The sequence below is a fragment of the Streptomyces sp. NPDC002734 genome (assembly GCF_040295685.1).
Classification (GTDB): Bacteria; Actinomycetota; Actinomycetes; order Streptomycetales; family Streptomycetaceae; genus Streptomyces.
Genome location: NZ_JBEOVU010000022.1, coordinates 1 through 14,902, shown reverse-complemented (window position 1 = coordinate 14,902; position 14,902 = coordinate 1). Strand labels below are relative to the sequence as shown.

General features: G+C 73.8%; 14 protein-coding genes. 3 read left to right on the top strand and 11 right to left on the bottom strand.

All coding sequences use genetic code 11. The annotated features are described in order from the left end of the window. Position 1: 1 nt before the first annotated feature. The 3 genes from ABT026_RS20305 to ABT026_RS20295 all read right to left on the bottom strand — a co-directional run bounded on the left by ABT026_RS20305 (position 2) and on the right by ABT026_RS20295 (position 2,419). The gene (locus ABT026_RS20305; protein ID WP_351116099.1) at positions 2–484 is read right to left on the bottom strand and encodes a hypothetical protein; all 483 of its coding nucleotides are present in this window, start codon (positions 482–484) and stop codon (positions 2–4) included. A gap of 136 nt (positions 485–620) precedes the next feature. After that, a complete protein-coding gene (locus ABT026_RS20300; RefSeq protein ID WP_351116098.1) occupies positions 621–1,658 on the bottom strand; it encodes a hypothetical protein in 1,038 nt (345 codons plus the stop codon). A 257-nt stretch (positions 1,659–1,915) separates the two neighbouring features. After that, on the bottom strand, positions 1,916–2,419 hold the full coding sequence (locus ABT026_RS20295) for a MarR family winged helix-turn-helix transcriptional regulator (protein ID WP_351116189.1): 504 nt from the start codon (positions 2,417–2,419) through the stop codon (positions 1,916–1,918). Between the two features lie 99 nt (positions 2,420–2,518). On the opposite strand from ABT026_RS20295, the gene ABT026_RS20290 reads away from it, so the two are divergent. Beyond that, positions 2,519–3,274, top strand: coding sequence for an alpha/beta fold hydrolase (locus ABT026_RS20290; RefSeq protein WP_351116096.1), 756 nt, complete (start codon positions 2,519–2,521; stop codon positions 3,272–3,274). 80 nt (positions 3,275–3,354) lie between these two features. Here ABT026_RS20290 and ABT026_RS20285 read toward each other — a convergent pair whose 3' ends face one another. The 8 genes from ABT026_RS20285 to ABT026_RS20250 form a co-directional block, all read right to left on the bottom strand. Then, positions 3,355–3,732 carry a nuclear transport factor 2 family protein gene (locus ABT026_RS20285; protein ID WP_351116094.1) on the bottom strand — a complete coding sequence of 126 codons (378 nt, stop codon included), beginning with the start codon at positions 3,730–3,732 and terminating at the stop codon, positions 3,355–3,357. Positions 3,733–3,930: 198 nt separating this feature from the next. Further along, positions 3,931–5,658 (bottom strand): GAF domain-containing sensor histidine kinase, encoded by a 1,728-nt coding sequence (locus tag ABT026_RS20280; RefSeq protein ID WP_351116093.1) that lies wholly within the window; start codon positions 5,656–5,658, stop codon positions 3,931–3,933. A 235-nt stretch (positions 5,659–5,893) separates the two neighbouring features. Next, entirely contained in the window at positions 5,894–7,411 is a 1,518-nt protein-coding gene (locus ABT026_RS20275; protein ID WP_351116187.1) for a peptidoglycan-binding protein, read from the bottom strand. A 174-nt stretch (positions 7,412–7,585) separates the two neighbouring features. Then, positions 7,586–8,476, bottom strand: coding sequence for an STM4011 family radical SAM protein (locus ABT026_RS20270; protein WP_351116091.1), 891 nt, complete (start codon positions 8,474–8,476; stop codon positions 7,586–7,588). A 10-nt stretch (positions 8,477–8,486) separates the two neighbouring features. Next, the gene (locus ABT026_RS20265; RefSeq protein ID WP_351116090.1) at positions 8,487–9,878 is read right to left on the bottom strand and encodes an STM4012 family radical SAM protein; all 1,392 of its coding nucleotides are present in this window, start codon (positions 9,876–9,878) and stop codon (positions 8,487–8,489) included. After that, positions 9,875–10,690 (bottom strand): STM4013/SEN3800 family hydrolase, encoded by an 816-nt coding sequence (locus ABT026_RS20260; RefSeq protein ID WP_351116186.1) that lies wholly within the window; start codon positions 10,688–10,690, stop codon positions 9,875–9,877. Before ABT026_RS20260 ends, ABT026_RS20265 begins: the two co-directional genes overlap by 4 nt. 7 nt (positions 10,691–10,697) lie before the next feature. Further along, the gene (locus ABT026_RS20255; RefSeq protein WP_351116088.1) at positions 10,698–11,867 is read right to left on the bottom strand and encodes an STM4014 family protein; all 1,170 of its coding nucleotides are present in this window, start codon (positions 11,865–11,867) and stop codon (positions 10,698–10,700) included. Between the two features lie 141 nt (positions 11,868–12,008). Next, positions 12,009–12,962 carry an STM4015 family protein gene (locus ABT026_RS20250; protein ID WP_351116087.1) on the bottom strand — a complete coding sequence of 318 codons (954 nt, stop codon included), beginning with the start codon at positions 12,960–12,962 and terminating at the stop codon, positions 12,009–12,011. 186 nt (positions 12,963–13,148) lie between these two features. Between ABT026_RS20250 and ABT026_RS20245 the strand changes: the two genes are divergently transcribed. Together ABT026_RS20245 and ABT026_RS20240 are read left to right on the top strand one after the other, a co-directional pair. Beyond that, entirely contained in the window at positions 13,149–13,475 is a 327-nt protein-coding gene (locus ABT026_RS20245) for a DUF8820 family protein (RefSeq protein WP_351116085.1), read from the top strand. A 65-nt stretch (positions 13,476–13,540) separates the two neighbouring features. Next, positions 13,541–14,584, top strand: a complete 1,044-nt coding sequence (locus ABT026_RS20240; protein ID WP_351116084.1) for a DUF6745 domain-containing protein — start codon at positions 13,541–13,543, stop codon at positions 14,582–14,584. Positions 14,585–14,902: the final 318 nt, after the last annotated feature.

Genomic DNA, 14,902 nt, shown 5'->3' with positions numbered 1-14,902 from the left:
GCTACTTGAAGTACTTGTCCAGTTCCGAGACAGGCGCCCCCGAGCCGTCACGCCCTCTGATCGACGCCTCCACCTGCGCGTCGTCGTTCGCGTGAAGCTTCTTCGAGAAGTCCAGGTGGTTCGAGATGTGGGCACACGCGTCGAGAAGCGACTTCAGCTGCCCCGTCCAGACCTCCACGGTCAGCGAAAGGCTGTCGCCCATGGCGAAGTTGGAGTTCTTCAGCTCGGTGGCGGCCCTCATGGACGAGCCGGACCCCTGGTCGTCGAGGCCCATCCCGGCGACGTCCGCCTTCTCGCGCAGGTCGGCGTGGAGCTCGAACGCCTCATGGCCGACGGCACCCAGGTCGTCCTGGCGGACGACAAGGTCCTGGCCGCCCCCACCGCCGCCGCCCTCCGCCGGCAGCTGGTTCAACCGCATGTGGCCGCCGTCACCGTGGTGACCGGCGGCCTGCCGCTTGAGCTGATCCCATTCGTCCCATGCCACAGTGACCACCCCCGTGAGTCAACTTCGTTGTGCTCCGCTGATATTCGAACCGTTGCGCCTCGCACGAAGTTTCAACATAGAGCCGTCCACGGAGTATCACCATCGACTCCGGGAAACCAGGCGGACCCGCGGCCGGTCAGCCGAGGGTGGCGTAGGTGAAGAGCGCGAAGCCCAGCAGTACCGGTGCGGCCAGCCACCAGGAGCGGACCGCCGCGTAGACGCCGGCGAAGACGGTGAAGACCAGCGTGAGGACGCCGGCGATGCCGGCCAGCAGGCGCAGGGCGTCGGAGAGCGGCATCTTGTCGGCGACCTGGACGCTGGTGACGATGAACGCGATCACCGCGGCGAGCAGGCCCAGCGTTCCCAGCGACTCCGAGCGCAGTTTGGCCAGTTCGCCCTCCTCGCGCTGCCGGATGGCCTCGGCCACCGCGGTGAGCCGCTGGTCCATCTCCTGCTCCAGCCGCCGCGTCGTCTCGTGCAGGGACTGCCGGATGCGGCCGGTCTCCGCGCGAAGACGGACGTCGGCGCGCAGCCGCTGGTACTCGATGACCCGGATGGCGTAGCCGTTCAGGCCGGAGTCCTCGAGCTCCATGGCCCGCTGGATCGCGGCCTCGGCCTCCTCGTAGCGGCCCAGCAGGGCGCACAGTTGGCCCTTGACCGCGCGAAACCTCGGCCGTTCCGGGTCCGCCTCGATCGAGCGCTCCACCCGGGCCAGCGCCTGGGCCAGGTCCGCCTCGGGAACCTCGACGCCGGACCAGCCCAGTTCCGCCAGCGTGCGGGCGTGGTGGGCCACCAGGGGCTGGTTGTTGGGGTAGGCGTCCAGTGCGCGTGCGGCGAACTCGACCGAGCTCGGCAGGTCCGGGCCGCCGGGGTGCAGCATGGCCATGTCGGAGTCGAGCACGGCCCGCATGGGCACGTCGTCGAAGTGGCCGGCGTGGCGCTCGTAGAGGCGGCGGAAGCGGTCGGAGTCCAGCGACCGGCGGTGCCGGGCGAGCAGGACGTACAGCGCGTCGAAGCCGCGCTTGCGGTTGCCGGGGTCGGTGATCAGCGCCTCGAGGGCCGTCATCTCCTCCTCGGTCAGCCGGTCGCAGAGGGCGCCCGCCCGCGCGTGGTACTCCGACGAGGCATGCGGGGGCATGTCGTCGAGCGCCCCGGTGATGTCGGTGGAGAGCATGTCGTGGGTTCCTCCCGCCCCTGGCGCAGGACCGGCGGTCGGCGCCCCCGCGCTGCTGCGGCCCTGCGGCCGCGACGCCCTCCGTAGATCTCCCCGACTGAAGATCCACAAGCGGGCATCCGGACAAGGGCGTTGCCCGGTGGTGGAGTTGACCGCCGGTGGTGGAGTTGACCAGGTGGGCGCCTGCCGCCCGGCCGGGGGCAGGGCCGGTGGCCGGGGTCAGGGCCGAGGGCCGGGGTCAGGGCCGAGGGCCGCGGTCAGGGCCGGTCCTCCTCGACCCGCCCGCGCGGCGGGGCGAGCGGGACGGAGCCTTCCATGTCCACGTCGGCGAACAGGTCCAGCATCCGGCCCAGGACCTTCAGGCAGGCGTCCACGTCCTCGTGGGTGAGGTCGCCGTCGACCTGGCGCAGCAGGGTGCGTTCGTGGGCGGTGACGGCGGCCACCGCCTCCGCACCGGCGGGGGTGAGGGCGATCAGCGGGGAGCGCCGGTGCGCGGGGTTGGGCCGGCTCTCCGCGAAGCCGCGGGCGACGGCGTCGTTGACCATGCGCTGCACGAACTGGCGGCTGAGCGCCTGTGCGCGGCTCATCCGGGGGACGGTCAGCGGGCCGTGCCGGTCCAGGAGGTCGAGGACGGCGCGCACGCCGACGCTCACGCCGTCGACCGGGGTCTCCTGCTCCACCTTGCGGAACACCTTGTGGTACAGCGGGCCGACCAGGTCGAAGACCTCGGTCAGCCGGCGGGCCCGGGCGTCGGGGTCCATGGGGCCGGTCGTCGGCAGCTGCTCTTCGCTCACGTCGTCCACGCCCCGATTATGACACCCCGGTTGTCAACTCCGCGAAACAATGACACCTTGGTTGTCATGAAGACGTTCCTCAGTGACGACGGTGAGCTCGCCTACACCGAAGCAGGCCCCGGCGACGGCCCGTTGGTCCTCCTCCTGCACTCCGGCTTCGCCGACCACACCGTCTGGCGGTGGCAGGTCCCCGAACTGTCCGAGCGCTTCCACGTGGTGGCGATGGACCTGCGCGGGCACGGCCGCTCGGCCAACGCGAGCCGTCCCTTCCGCGTGGCCGACGACGTGGCGGCCCTGATCCGCCACCTGGACGCCGGACCGGCCGTGGTGGTGGGCGTGTCCATGGGCTCGGGCATCGCCGTGGAGACCGCGCTGGAACACCCGGACCTCGTGCGGGCGCTGGTGATCTCCGGCGGAGGGGTCATGCCGCTTCCGCCGGGCCATGACCCGAACGAGCCGCCGCCGATGCCGACGTTCCCGCCCGACTGGCCGCTCTCCTCGATGCACCGCCACGATCCCGAGGCGGTGGAACTGCTCCGGAAGGCGCTGGCCGGCACGATGGCCAAGCACACGCCGGACGAGCCCAACCTCCTGGTGATGGTCCCCGACGTGCCCGCGCGCCTCGGGGAACTGGCGAAGGTCCCCGTGCTGGCGCTGGACGGCGAACACGACTCCCCCGGTTTCCTCGCCGCGACGGCGGCGGTGACCGGTGCGGTCGAGCGCGGCGAGAGCGTCCGCGTCCCCGAGGCGATGCACCTGCCCAACCTGGAGAACCCGCGGGCCTACAACCAGGCGCTGCTGACCTTCCTCGACACCCTCTGAGCCACGCCGGCCCTCGCCGGGGCCCGGAGGTCGTCGCCGGGCCCCCAAGGACGTCGAGGTCTCGGAAGTGGCCCGCTCCCTCACATCGGTTCGGCGAGGGACGCGCGCCATGCGGGCCGCGGGTCCGCTCCCACGCCCGTCCAGTACTCCGTGCCGCGGACGACCCGTCCGTCACGGACGGTCCAGAACGACGCCGCGCGGAAGACGCCGAGGCTGTCGTGCGGTACCTCCACCTCGGAGACGACTTCGTCGCCCTCAGCCACCACCTTGAGCACCCGGATCGACCAGCCCTGCGGATACTCGCGGTTCACCGCGACGAAGTTCTCCCGGCCGACGATGCGTTCGAGGCTGACCGGCCACTCGACGACGAGGTCCTCCGCGAGCAGCTCACCGACGCCCGCCCAGTCCCGGTCCTGGATCCGGGCCCACAGTGTCTCGATCACCTTCGCGGATTCCATCCACGGAGCTTCCCACGACGGTCCGACAGCGGGCGCACGACGGCGGGCCGATCGCCTCGGGCCGCCGCGTACCCGCGCGACGGGGCCCTAGGGGTGATCCGCCCCCTGCCGCCCACCGACCCCAGGACATGCCGCACCGCAGCCTCTTCGACTCCTGGGACGGACGGCACCGCAGGGGCCGCCCCGGTCGGGGAACTGTCAGCCCTCGACCGGCAGCGGGACCTCCCAGGTCAGCGCCGTGCCGCCCTGCGGCGGTGTGTCGAGCCGCAGCGCGCCGCCGCACTGTTCGGCGCGTTCGGTCATGTTGCGCAGGCCGCTGCGCCGTCCGCCCGGGGTGAGGCCGACGCCGTTGTCGGTCACCGTGAGGCGGACCGTACGGCCGTCGGTCTCGACGACCACGTCGACCCGGTCCGCGTGGGCGTGGCGGGCCACGTTGGTCAGGGCCTCGGAGAGGACCGCCACCAGGTCGTCGGCCAGGCGGGCGGGGACGACCGTGTCCACCAGTCCCTCCATCCGCACGCCCGGCGCGAACCCGAGGACGGGAGCGGCCTCGCCCGCGACGCCCACCAGGCGCGAGCGCAGGCCGGCGGTGCCCTCGCCGGCCCGGGCGCGCAGTCCGAAGATGGTGGACCTGATGATCTTGATGGTCTGGTCGAGGTCGTCGACCGCCCGCAGCACCCGGTCCGCCGCGACGGGGTGCTCGATGAACCGCCCCGCACTCTGCAGCGTCATCCCGGTGGCGAAGAGCCGCTGGATCGCCAGGTCGTGCAGGTCGCGGGCGATGCGGTCGCGGTCCTGGAGCACCGCCATCTGTTCCGCGTCGCGACGGCGTTCGGCGAGCTCCATGGCGATCGCCGCCTGCGCGGCGAAGGCCTGCAGCTGCTCGGTCTCGTCGCCGGTGAAGGCCGATCCGCCCGCCTGACGGGCCAGCAGCACGACGCCGCGGACGCCCTGACCGCCGTCCCCGATGGGCACGGCGACGGCCGGACCCCGGCCGGGCAGCAGCGAGACGTCGTCCGGAAGCCCCCCGCCGTCCGCCGGGCGGTCCGCCCAGAAGGCCGGGGCGGCCGTCGAGAAGGAGCGGCCCAGCAGGCTCTCCCCCACCTTGAGGATCAGGCCGCCGAGTTCGTCCGCGCCCTCGCCGGTGGCGAGTTCCACCCGCAGGCAGCCGTCGTCGTCCAGCGGCACCGCGACCACGGCGCGGGCGGCGCCGGTGATCTCCCGGGCCCGCTCGGCCATCAGGCCTAGCACGTCGGAACGGCCGGTGCCGGACATCAGGCTGTGGGTGATCTCGGCGTTGGCCCGCAGCCAGCGCTCACGCAGCCGCGACTCCTCGTACAGGCGGGCGTTGTCGATGGCGACACCGGCCGCGACGGCCAGCGTGGACAGGACGGACTCGTCGTCCTCGTCGAACTGCGCCCCGCCCCGCTTCTCGGTCAGGTACAGGTTGCCGAAGACCTGGTCGCGGACCCGGATCGGGACGCCCAGGAAGCTGTTCATCGGCGGATGGTGGGGCGGGAAGCTGTACGAGGCGGGGTGTTCGGACAGCTTGGTGAGCCGCAGCGGTTCGGGGTGACGGATCAGCTCGCCGAGGATGCCGTGCCCCTCCGGGAAGGGTCCGATCTCGGCGATCTGCTCGTCGCTCACGCCGATGGTGTGGAAGGCGGACAGGCGCCGTCCGTCCGGGCCGATCACGCCGAGCGCCGCGTACCGCGCGTCGACCAGGACGGCCGCGGCCTCCACGATGCCGTGCAGCGCCTGCTGCAGGTCGAGCTCCCGGCCGACCGACAGGACGGCCTCCAGGAGGCTGTGCACGCGGTCGCGGGTACCCCTGGCGGCGTCCAGCCGGGCCTGCACCTCGCCCAGCAGTTCGTCCAGCCTCAGCTGCGGCAGCCGCACCCGCGGCCCCAAGGATTCCTCAGCCACCGGCCGGCCCCCTCCACACTGTTCCTCCGACAACGGTCCGCGACCGTGAAGATTACGTGACGGCACGGCAGTTGTGGGGCGGGGGGCCGGAAAGGGCGTCACCCCCGCGCGGCAGGCACGCGGGGGTGACGGCCCCCGGACAGAGCCCGGAGGAGACCGGTGGCGGACCGCCGGGAGGGCGGTGGGCCGCCGGTTGAGCGGGGGTCCGGCGGAGCGGGGGTTCGGCGGGCGGCTGTCAGCGACCGGCCTGGAGGGCTCCCCAGGTGCCGGAGCCCACGATGCCGTCGGCGGTCAGGCCGCGGCTCGTCTGGTAGTCGCGGACCGCCGTCGCCGTGCCCGAGCCGAAGGAGCCGTCCGCGCTCACGGTCCGGCCGAGCGCCGCGGTCAGCGCGCGCTGCAGGCGCTGCACGTCGGCGCCCGAGCTGCCCTGCTGGAGGACCGGCTTCGTCCCGGCGGAGAGCAGCGCCGTCCAGGTGCGGGCGCCCACCACGCCGTCGGAAGTGAGGCCCTTGGCGGTCTGGAAGGACTTCACGGCAGCGGTGGTCCCGGAGCCGAAGATGCCGTCGACCGTGCCGGCGTTGTGGCCCTGCTGGTTGAGCAGGTACTGGGCGGCGCGCACCAGGTCACCGGTGGAGCCGGCGCTGATCGAGGTGTAGGCCGGGAAGCTGAGCTGGACCTGGCCACCGGTGTTGGTGCCGCCGACCAGCTGCATGTAGTACGTCCAGTCCCAGTAGGGCCCGGGGTCGGTGTGGTCGTTGCCCGGCACCTCGACGTGGCCGATGATGTGCGTGCGGTCCTTGGGGATGTCGTACCGGTCGGCGAGGTTCTTGGTGAGGGCGGCCGACGAGCGGTACATGGCGTCGGTGAACCACTTGGGCTCGCTGATGTACCCCTCGTGCTCGATGCCCACGCTGTAGGCGTTCCCGGACCGGGCGTGCCAGGCGGTGTCCTTCTCACGGACCGACTGGGTGACCTGGCCGTCCGAGGAGCGGATCGTGTAGTGCGCGCTCACGTCGGAGGACGGGTTCTGGAACCAGCTGATGGACCCCGCGTACGACCCCTGGGTGACGTGCACGACCACGTGGGTGATGGCGGAGGTGCGTCCCACCGTGTAGTTGGAGGCGTCGGCGGGGACCCACAGGGCCGGCGCGTAGTCGGTGCTCTGGATGCCGAACTCGCCGGTCGTCGAACGCTCCAGCTTCCCCCGGTCGGGCTCGACCGCCCGGGGGGTCACCGTCACCGTCTCGCCGGTCTCGGTGCGGGCTGTCAGGCCCTGGCCGAGGAAGTCGTAGACCGCGTCCGCGTAGAGCCGGGCGGCCCGGTCGTCCTTCGCGCCACCGTAGGCCGCCACCGTCTCGTACCAGGCGGCCGCGTCCCGGCGGTCGGAGGCGCCGAGGCCTCGCTCGTCGGCCAGGGCCCGCAGCACGGCGGCGCCGCCGCGGATGTTGGCCGCGGTGTCCTCGCGCAGCCGCTCCCGGGTCAGTCCGGTGAGACCGGCCGCCTGCTCCAGGGTGCGGTGGTCGGGGTTGCTGACCAGGTGCATCACGCCGAAGCCGTTGGCCTGGCTGGGCTCGCCGTGGTGGCCGTCCAGACGGCTCTCGCCGTAGGCGACGGCCACCAGCAGGTCACGGGGCACCCCGTACTCGGCGGCCGACCGTGCGAAGGCGCGCGCCACCGACCCGGCCTCCGCCTCGGCGACGGCCCCGCGGTCCGGGGCGGGGGCCGCGACGCCGGCGGGGGCGCTCGTCACCATCAGGGCGGCCGCCAGCACCGCGCCCAGTGCCGGCACGGCGGTACGTCTGAAGCGGGCCGTACGCGTGTGGAGCGCCGTTCGTGTGCTCAAAAGTTCCTCCAGGTCGCCGGAGCGGCCGCGGGGGCGGCCGTTTCATGCGGGCGCCCCCACTCCAGCCGATCCGTCATGGACGCGTCAATAGCGCCTCGGTGTTTCGAGTCGCACCGGCAGGCCCGCCGACGGGACGTCGGCGGGGATCCGCTCCAGGACCCCGCCGGCGAAGACGTCGTACAACGGCAGCGTCTCGAGGTGGACGTAGCCGATGTGACAGTCGCAGGATGCGAGCGGGCAGGCACGGGGGCGCAGAGCCGTACGGAACGAATCGTCGTACAGGTTGCCCAGTTCCGCACGGACGAAGTGGCACCGGCGGACCGTTCCGTCGCCGTCCACCGAGATCACCGACTCCCCCGTCCGGCAGGGCAGGCCCGCGCTGCGGTGCGGATGCCGGCTGTACGGGAACAGCGGATCCAGCGCGGTCCACGGGTCGGCCTCCTCGTCCGTGTAGGTGTGCCCCTCGGCCGCGTTGACCCACAGGTACACCCGTTCGGGCAGATCTGCGCGGAGCCGCCGGGCGTGCTCCAGATGCTCCGGAAGGCCCACCACGCCCACGCTGAAGCGCACTCCGCGCGCGGTCAGGTCGTGGGTCTTGGCGAGGAAGCGGTCGTAGGGCGTCTGGCCGGGGTGGTAGGTGCACCACAGGGCGACGGTGTCGGGGTCGGCCTCGGACAGCCAGTCCGTGCGGCAGCTGAGGTTGGTCTGCACGGCGAGGCGGCGCACGTGCGGCAGCCGGGACAACCGGACCACGGCGCGCCGGTACCAGGAGCGCACCAGGCCCTCGCCCCACGGGGTGAACAGGATGGAGAGCGTGTCCTCGGTGCGGGCGGCCGCCCAGTCGGTGAAGCGTTCCAGGGCCGCCCGGTCGGCGCGCAGCTGCGCGGGGGTGTCGCGCCGCTTGGCGAACGGGCAGTAGGGGCAGTCGTAGTCGCAGGAGGCCAGCGGCCCCCGGTACAGCAGCGTCAGATCCATCGCGGGCCGCTCACTTCAGGTCGTAGGCGGCCATGGCGGCGCGGACCGCCGGCGAGAACAGTTCGGGGCCGAGCGCGTCGGAGTGGGCCAGGCCCTCCTCGGAGAGCCGCAGCAGCCCGGCGGGCGCGGTCCCGTCCAGCCAGCCGCGGGCGGCGAAACGGGCGAGCTCCCCGGGGAAGTGCGCCTCGGGGCCCGCCCCGAACCGGGCGCGGTAGTCGGCCTCGTCCATGCCGTCGGCCTGAAGCATCGACTGGAGGAGGTGGCGGCGCCGGGCCTCGACGGCGTCGATCTCGCGGCCGTACTCGGCGTACCCGAACTCCTCGGCGGGGCGCGTGGTCCAGTCGTCGACGATGGCGCGGATCTCCCGCATGTCCACGGCGTAGTCGAAGGAGTAGTGCAGGGCCCGGGTGTAGGAGCGGGCGCCGCAGCCCAGTCCGATCATGCCGTCGGTCTGGCAGGCGTAGTCCTCCTCGCCGACGGCGGGGGCGTCGGCGCGGCGGAACATGCGCATGGAACGCTGCTCGTAGCCGCGCTCGCGCAGGTGGTCGCGGCCCAGGCGGTAGAGCGCCAGGCGCTGCCGGTCCCAGGCGGCGTCCGCGGCGGCGCCGAGCCGGCCGAGGCCGGTCAGCGGGCGGACGTAGAGCGGGTAGAGGTAGATCTCCTCCGGGTTCCAGGCGAGCGCCGCGTCCAGCGACTCGCGCCAGGTCCGCTCGGTCTGGCCGTCGATGCCGTAGATGAGGTCGATGTTCAGGACAGGTATCCGGGCCTCCCGGATCCGCCCGAGGGCGGCCTCTACGTCGGCGCGGCGCTGCGGGCGGACGGCCGCGCGCGCCTCGGAGTCGACGAAGCTCTGGACGCCCAGGCTGAGCCGGGTGGCGCCGCGTTCCGCGAGGACGGCGAGCCGGTCGGCGGTGGCGGTCGCCGGCGATGCCTCCACGGAGAGCGGGACGGCGCGCAGGTCCACGCCGGTGCGCCGCTCGGCGATGTCGCAGAGCCGCTCCAGCTCGGCGGCGGTCAGGAAGGTGGGGGTGCCGCCGCCGAACGCGGCGGTGGCGAACCGCACCGGCTCGTCGCCCAGGGCCTCGCGCACGGCGGAGGCCTGCCGGTCCATGGCGTCCAGGTAGGCGCCGGTCAGCCCTTCGGGGGCGCCGATCCGGGTGAACAGGTTGCAGAACCCGCAGCGGACCTCGCAGAACGGGATGTGCAGGTAGAGCGAGAGCGCGTCCTTGGGCTCGCCGGCCCACAGGTCGCGCAGCGCCGGCCGGGGATCCAGGCGGCGGTAGGCCGTCTTGTGGGGGTAGGCGTACACGTACTGGCTGTACGGGCGCGGAGCCGGGGCCGCCCCGGGAGCGGCGGGGGTGACGGCGGGGGCCGGGGCGGGGGTGGGGGCCGGGGCGTTCATCGCGTTGCCTCGTCGTGGTCGAGGAAGAAGTGGGCGTAGGGGACGGTCCACACCACGGGGTGGCCGAGGCGGTGACCCGTCCAGCCGTCGTCCCCGTAGGCGGTCCCGTGGTCGGAGCAGACGAGCGCGAAGCACCGGCGGCGGCTGCTCATGGCGGCGAAGAGACGGCCGATGTGCCGGTCCACGTACTCCAGGGCCGCCGCGTGGCTGGCCCGGGTGTCCCCGTCCTCCCGGGTGGCCCCGGGCAGGTGGAACCAGTTGGGCTGGTGCAGGGCCGAGACGTTGAGGAAGAGGAACAGCCGCCGCTCCCGCGGGAGCCGGGCCACCGCCTTCTCGGCGCAGGCCACCTGGGCCTCGAAGGAGGTGGGCGAGGGCACGCCGAACTCCGGCTCCCAGTGCGACTCGGCGAACAGGCCCGGCAGCACGGACCCCAGCGGGCCCTGCTGGTTGAAGAAGCCGACCCCGCCCACGCACACCGTGTGGTACCCGGCCCCGGCCAGTCCGGTGACCAGGTCGGGGGTGTCGTACACGAAGGTGCGCGAGGCCGTGGTCTCGCTGCCCGCGAACCGGGCGGCGAACAGCCGCGGGTGGGGGCCGGGCCGGGCCGGCGTGGGGAGGAAACCGGCGAACATCGCCTGGTGGGAGGCGTAGGTGAAACTCCCCGGCGCGTGCCGCTCCTCCCACCGCCCGCCGGGCAGGTGGCGGGCGAGGTTCGGGATGCGCCCGGCCTCGGCCAGTTCGACGGCCACGTCGTACCGGAGGGTGTCCAGGGTGACCATCAGCAGGTCGTGGCTGCCGACGATCTCGTTCATGTCCGGCTCAGCGAGGAGCGGCGGTGGCTGCGGGGGCATGGAGGTTCCTCGTACTGTGCGGTGGTGCGGGGGACGTTGCGGCGTGCCGGGCGGCGCGTATCTGGGCGGCGTAGGTGTCCAGTCCCTCGGCGCCGCTGCCGGGCAGTCCGGTGAGGCGCGGCAGCAGGTCGCCGAAGGCGTTGACCTCGCCGACGGCGAAGCGCCGCCAGCCGACGGCGGGCAGCAGGTCGACGCCCACGCAGAGGGTGCGGGGGAAGCAGGCGGCGGCCCGCTCGCAGACGGCGAGCAGGTCGGCGACGTCGCCGCCGGCGGCCTCGACGGCCGTTCGGACGGCGGCCAGGTCGCCGCGCTCGCCACCGAGGTGCAGGTTGGTCAGGGGCGACCGGCTGGTGCGTACCACGGCGTGGGTGGCCCGCCCGGCGACGACCACCACCCTCAGGTCGCAGGTCCGGCCGTCGACGGCCGCCTTGGGCACCCAGCGCTCCAGGTGCAGTCCGTCGGGGGCCAGCGTGTCGGCCACGGCGGCGATCTCCCGCTCGTCGTCGTGGCGTCGCAGGTGCAGCGAGTTGAACAGCCGCCCGTCACCGGCGCGTTCCACCGAGGTGGTGGCGCGGAACCGGCCGCCGGAGGCGGACTCGATCGCCAGCACCCCGGAGGCCGAGGAGCCGTGGGCGAGCTTGAGGAAGACCCTGGGCATGCCGTGTTCGCGCATCAGCGTCCGCACGTCGTCCCAGCCGCGGACCGGTGGCGCGTCCGGGCCGGAGGTCGGCGACGCGGGCACCGGGACCCCGGCCTCGCGCAGCACGGCGTGGCAGCGGCGCTTGTCGAAGAGGACAGCGAGTTCGGTGGCGTCGTCGAGACGGCGGCCGCCGGTCAGCGTGCGGGCGGCGGCGGTGAAGTGCCGGTACCAGCGCGCCGAGCCCTCGACCCGGGCGGGATCGTCGACGCCGCGCAGGATCCGGTCGACCTCGGGGTTCTCGCCGGGCGAGTCGAGCCGGACGGTCTCCTCGGCGGAGAACCGCGCCCCGCCGTCGCGCAGGACGTCCAGCCACGGCACCACCCGCGGCGCGGGCAGCCCGGCCTCGCGTACCGCGGCCGCGAAGAGGGCGACCCGGCGGTTCTCCGGGTTGCCGACCACCGCGAACCGGGTGGGGCGGTCACTCGGCGACGGAGACATGACGTCCCGACAGGCGCAGGCGCCGGGCCACCGGGCCCGGAGAGGGGAAGGGCCCGTCGCCCTGCCCAAGGGCGGGGAGCGCGAAGACCGGCAGGCCGGTCAAGCACTGAAGACGGCCGGAGGGGAAGCTCACGGCCGGGCTCACTCGGCCACGGCGATGTAGCGGTGGATCTCGTCCTCGTCCTCGTAGGACTCGGCGTCGTCCTCGTCGAGGTCGAGTTCGACGCCGGCCGGTTCGAGCGTCTGCCGGAGACGGGCCCTCAGGTCCGCGCCCAGGTAGTGGTGGTGCAGGTCCAGCTTCCTGAGGTGGGTGAGCGGCTGCCCCGCCAGCAGCGCGGCCGCCCCCTCGTCCGTCAGGGTGCCCATGGAGAGGTCCAGCACGTCCAGCCGGGCCACGACCGGGGCGCCGGCCAGCGCCTCGGCGATCCGGTCCTGGATCACGCTGTTGCGCAGCGCGAGGTACCGCAGCGAGGGCAGCCGGGTGCCGGCCAGGATCGGTTCGAGATCGCCGGGTTCGGCGTCACCGCCGTACATGTCGGACCCCAGCCACAGGTCGAGGTTCTCCAGCGCCGGGAAGTCGCTCGCCGCGATGCCGCGCACCACTTCGGCGCCGAGGCCGCCGGTCTCCACCACCAGCGTCTCCAGCGCCTCGTGACGTACGGGCGGGAGGACGAGGCCGCTGCCTCCGCGTACACCGAACCAGCGCAGTCCGGGGAAGCTCTCCAGGAGCGGGGTGACGTCCGACTGGATGATCCAGGAGATCTCGGACTCCTCGCTCGTCATGTCGCCGAGGAAGAGGGCGCGCAGAGCGGGGAGCCGGTCGCGGGCCGCCACGATCGCTTCGACGATCTCCTTGCTGGACTTCTCGTAGGCGTCGTTCCACGCGCCGACGATCAGGGCGCGCACGCGGGCCAGGTCCACGGCCCCGGCGAACCGGGCGAACACCTGCGCCCATTCCTCGTCCGAGTCGTAGACGTCGACGGAGAGGCGCCAGGCGACGGTCTCCGGCTCGGGCATCGCGCTCTCCTGCCCGGCCTCCGGGAAGGTGAACGAGGGCAGGCCGTACAGCTCGTCGAGGTGGTGGTTGACGGTCATGCGCGCGCTCTCCTGACGGTCCCCGGTTCGAACAGCTGAGTTGCCGCTCCGTCGGAAGTTCTACCAAGCGCCACCGACAGTGACGACGGCGGGGACGTTCCGCGACGGTGCGTTGTCGGTGGCGGCTCCTACTGTCGAAGACGTGTCCGGGCGACGGCCCCGGCACGGAGTCGAGGGGAGAGCTCTGTGTACCGGCAGGGAGACGTGCTGATCGTGCCCGTGGCCGCCGAGGCGGTGCCGCGTCAGGCGGTGGACGCGCCGGGCGAGGCGAGGGACGGCCGGGGGCGGCTGGTGCTCGCTCTGGGCGAGGTGACCGGTCATGCCCACGCGGTGGTCGGCGCGGGCCGACTGGTGCGCGAGAGCGGCCCGTTCGGCCCGCTGCTGCTCCATCTCCCGGAGGGGGGACGGGTCGTGCACGAGGAGCACGCGGCGATACCCCTGCCGAAGGGCTGGTACCGGGTGATCAGGCAGCGGGAGTACGTGCCGGGTTCCGTGCGGCTGGTGGCGGACTGAGGCAGCACCGGGAGCACCGGGCGGGACGGCAGGGCCACGTGGCGCGAAGGGGCGGGGAGACGACGATGACGAGCGACGCGACGACGACCGGCGAGGTGATCACGGCCGAGGGTGTGGCGCGATGGCGCCGCGCGGCGGCCCGGACGGGTCCGGCGGACCGCGCCGCGGCGGAGGAGGGCGTGCGCCTCGCCTACCGCAGGGCGGGACTGTCCGGACCGGAGCGGATCGTGTGGGCCGCCTCGCCCCGCGAGGCCGTGACCCTGCTGCCGGTCTCGGAAGGGCTGGGGCGCAGCGTGCGCGACGCCGTGCGCACGGCGCCGTGGGCGGCCGAACGCGAGCGGCTGGGCGCCGCGTTGGGGCCGGCGGGCTGGGGCGCCCACTGGGCGGCGACGGGCGGACTGCTGTGGGAGACCACCCGCCTGCTCACCGAGCGGATCGCCGCGGCGCTGACCGAGGAACTGGCCGGGGACGACGCGGCGTCACGGACGCGGATACGCCTGCTGCTCCTCGACGCGGTGCTCGGCCAGCACGAGGCGGCCTGGCTGTCCGCCTTCGACACGGACCGCGCTCCGCTGGACGGGGTGGCGGCGGTGGCGGGCGCGGCCGGCTGGTGGTGGCCCTACGAGAACGCCGCGGTGATCTGCGAGCGTCCGGAGGAGCTGCACCGGGACGAGAACGGGCGGCTCGACCGCGGCGACGGCCCTGCGCTCGCCTACCCGGACGGGTTCGCGCTGTACGCCTGGCGTGGCATGCCGGTGCCCGCGGCGTTCCTGGCGGAGCTGCCGTCACTCACGCCGGAGCGGATACGCGGCGAGGAGAACGCGGAGCTGCGGCGGGTGATGCTGGAGCACTACGGCTACGACCGCTATCTCGCCGACTCCGGCGCGCGGCCGCTGCACCGGGACGAGGCGGGGGTGCTGTGGCGCATCGACCTGGTGGACGACGAGCCGGTGGTGATGGTCGAGGTGGTGAACTCGACGCCGGAGCCGGACGGGACGTTCCGCACGTACTGGCTGCGGGTTCCGCCGCGCACCCGGACCGCCCGCGAGGGCGTCGCCTGGACGTTCGGCCTCGCCGGGGAGGCGTACGAGCCCCTCCGCGAGACCTGAGCGCCGACGCCGCACGGTCCGGGCCCCGGCCCGGGCCCGGGCCCGGCCCGGACCGTCGTCGGCACAAGCCGCACCGCGGGCCGCACAGCCCGAACTGCCACCAGGCGCAAGCCGCACGGCCCGAGCTTCCGCACGACGCGGGCGGCGGGGCCGCACGGCCCGAACTGCCGCACGGGGCGGGCGGCGGGGCCGCACGGCCCGAACTGCCGCACGGGGCGGCCGCAGGCGGGGGCCGGACGACGCACGCGGCACACGGCCTCCCGCCGGCCGTGCCGGTTCCGGTGCCGAGCTGGGGCACGGGGGCGCGCAGGGAGGTGC

Excerpts from the sequence above, each read along its gene's own strand:
- ABT026_RS20265 (WP_351116090.1), bottom strand. The coding sequence starts at position 9,878 with ATGAACGCCCCGGCCCCCACCCCCGCCCCGGCCCCCGCCGTCACCCCC.
- ABT026_RS20300 (WP_351116098.1), bottom strand. The coding sequence starts at position 1,658 with ATGCTCTCCACCGACATCACCGGGGCGCTCGACGACATGCCCCCGCAT.
- ABT026_RS20290 (WP_351116096.1), top strand. The coding sequence starts at position 2,519 with ATGAAGACGTTCCTCAGTGACGACGGTGAGCTCGCCTACACCGAAGCA.
- ABT026_RS20270 (WP_351116091.1), bottom strand. The coding sequence starts at position 8,476 with ATGGATCTGACGCTGCTGTACCGGGGGCCGCTGGCCTCCTGCGACTAC.
- ABT026_RS20240 (WP_351116084.1), top strand. The coding sequence starts at position 13,541 with ATGACGAGCGACGCGACGACGACCGGCGAGGTGATCACGGCCGAGGGT.
- ABT026_RS20285 (WP_351116094.1), bottom strand. The coding sequence starts at position 3,732 with ATGGAATCCGCGAAGGTGATCGAGACACTGTGGGCCCGGATCCAGGAC.
- ABT026_RS20295 (WP_351116189.1), bottom strand. The coding sequence starts at position 2,419 with ATGGACCCCGACGCCCGGGCCCGCCGGCTGACCGAGGTCTTCGACCTG.
- ABT026_RS20260 (WP_351116186.1), bottom strand. The coding sequence starts at position 10,690 with ATGAACGAGATCGTCGGCAGCCACGACCTGCTGATGGTCACCCTGGAC.
- ABT026_RS20275 (WP_351116187.1), bottom strand. The coding sequence starts at position 7,411 with ATGGTGACGAGCGCCCCCGCCGGCGTCGCGGCCCCCGCCCCGGACCGC.
- ABT026_RS20250 (WP_351116087.1), bottom strand. The coding sequence starts at position 12,962 with ATGACCGTCAACCACCACCTCGACGAGCTGTACGGCCTGCCCTCGTTC.
- ABT026_RS20255 (WP_351116088.1), bottom strand. The coding sequence starts at position 11,867 with ATGTCTCCGTCGCCGAGTGACCGCCCCACCCGGTTCGCGGTGGTCGGC.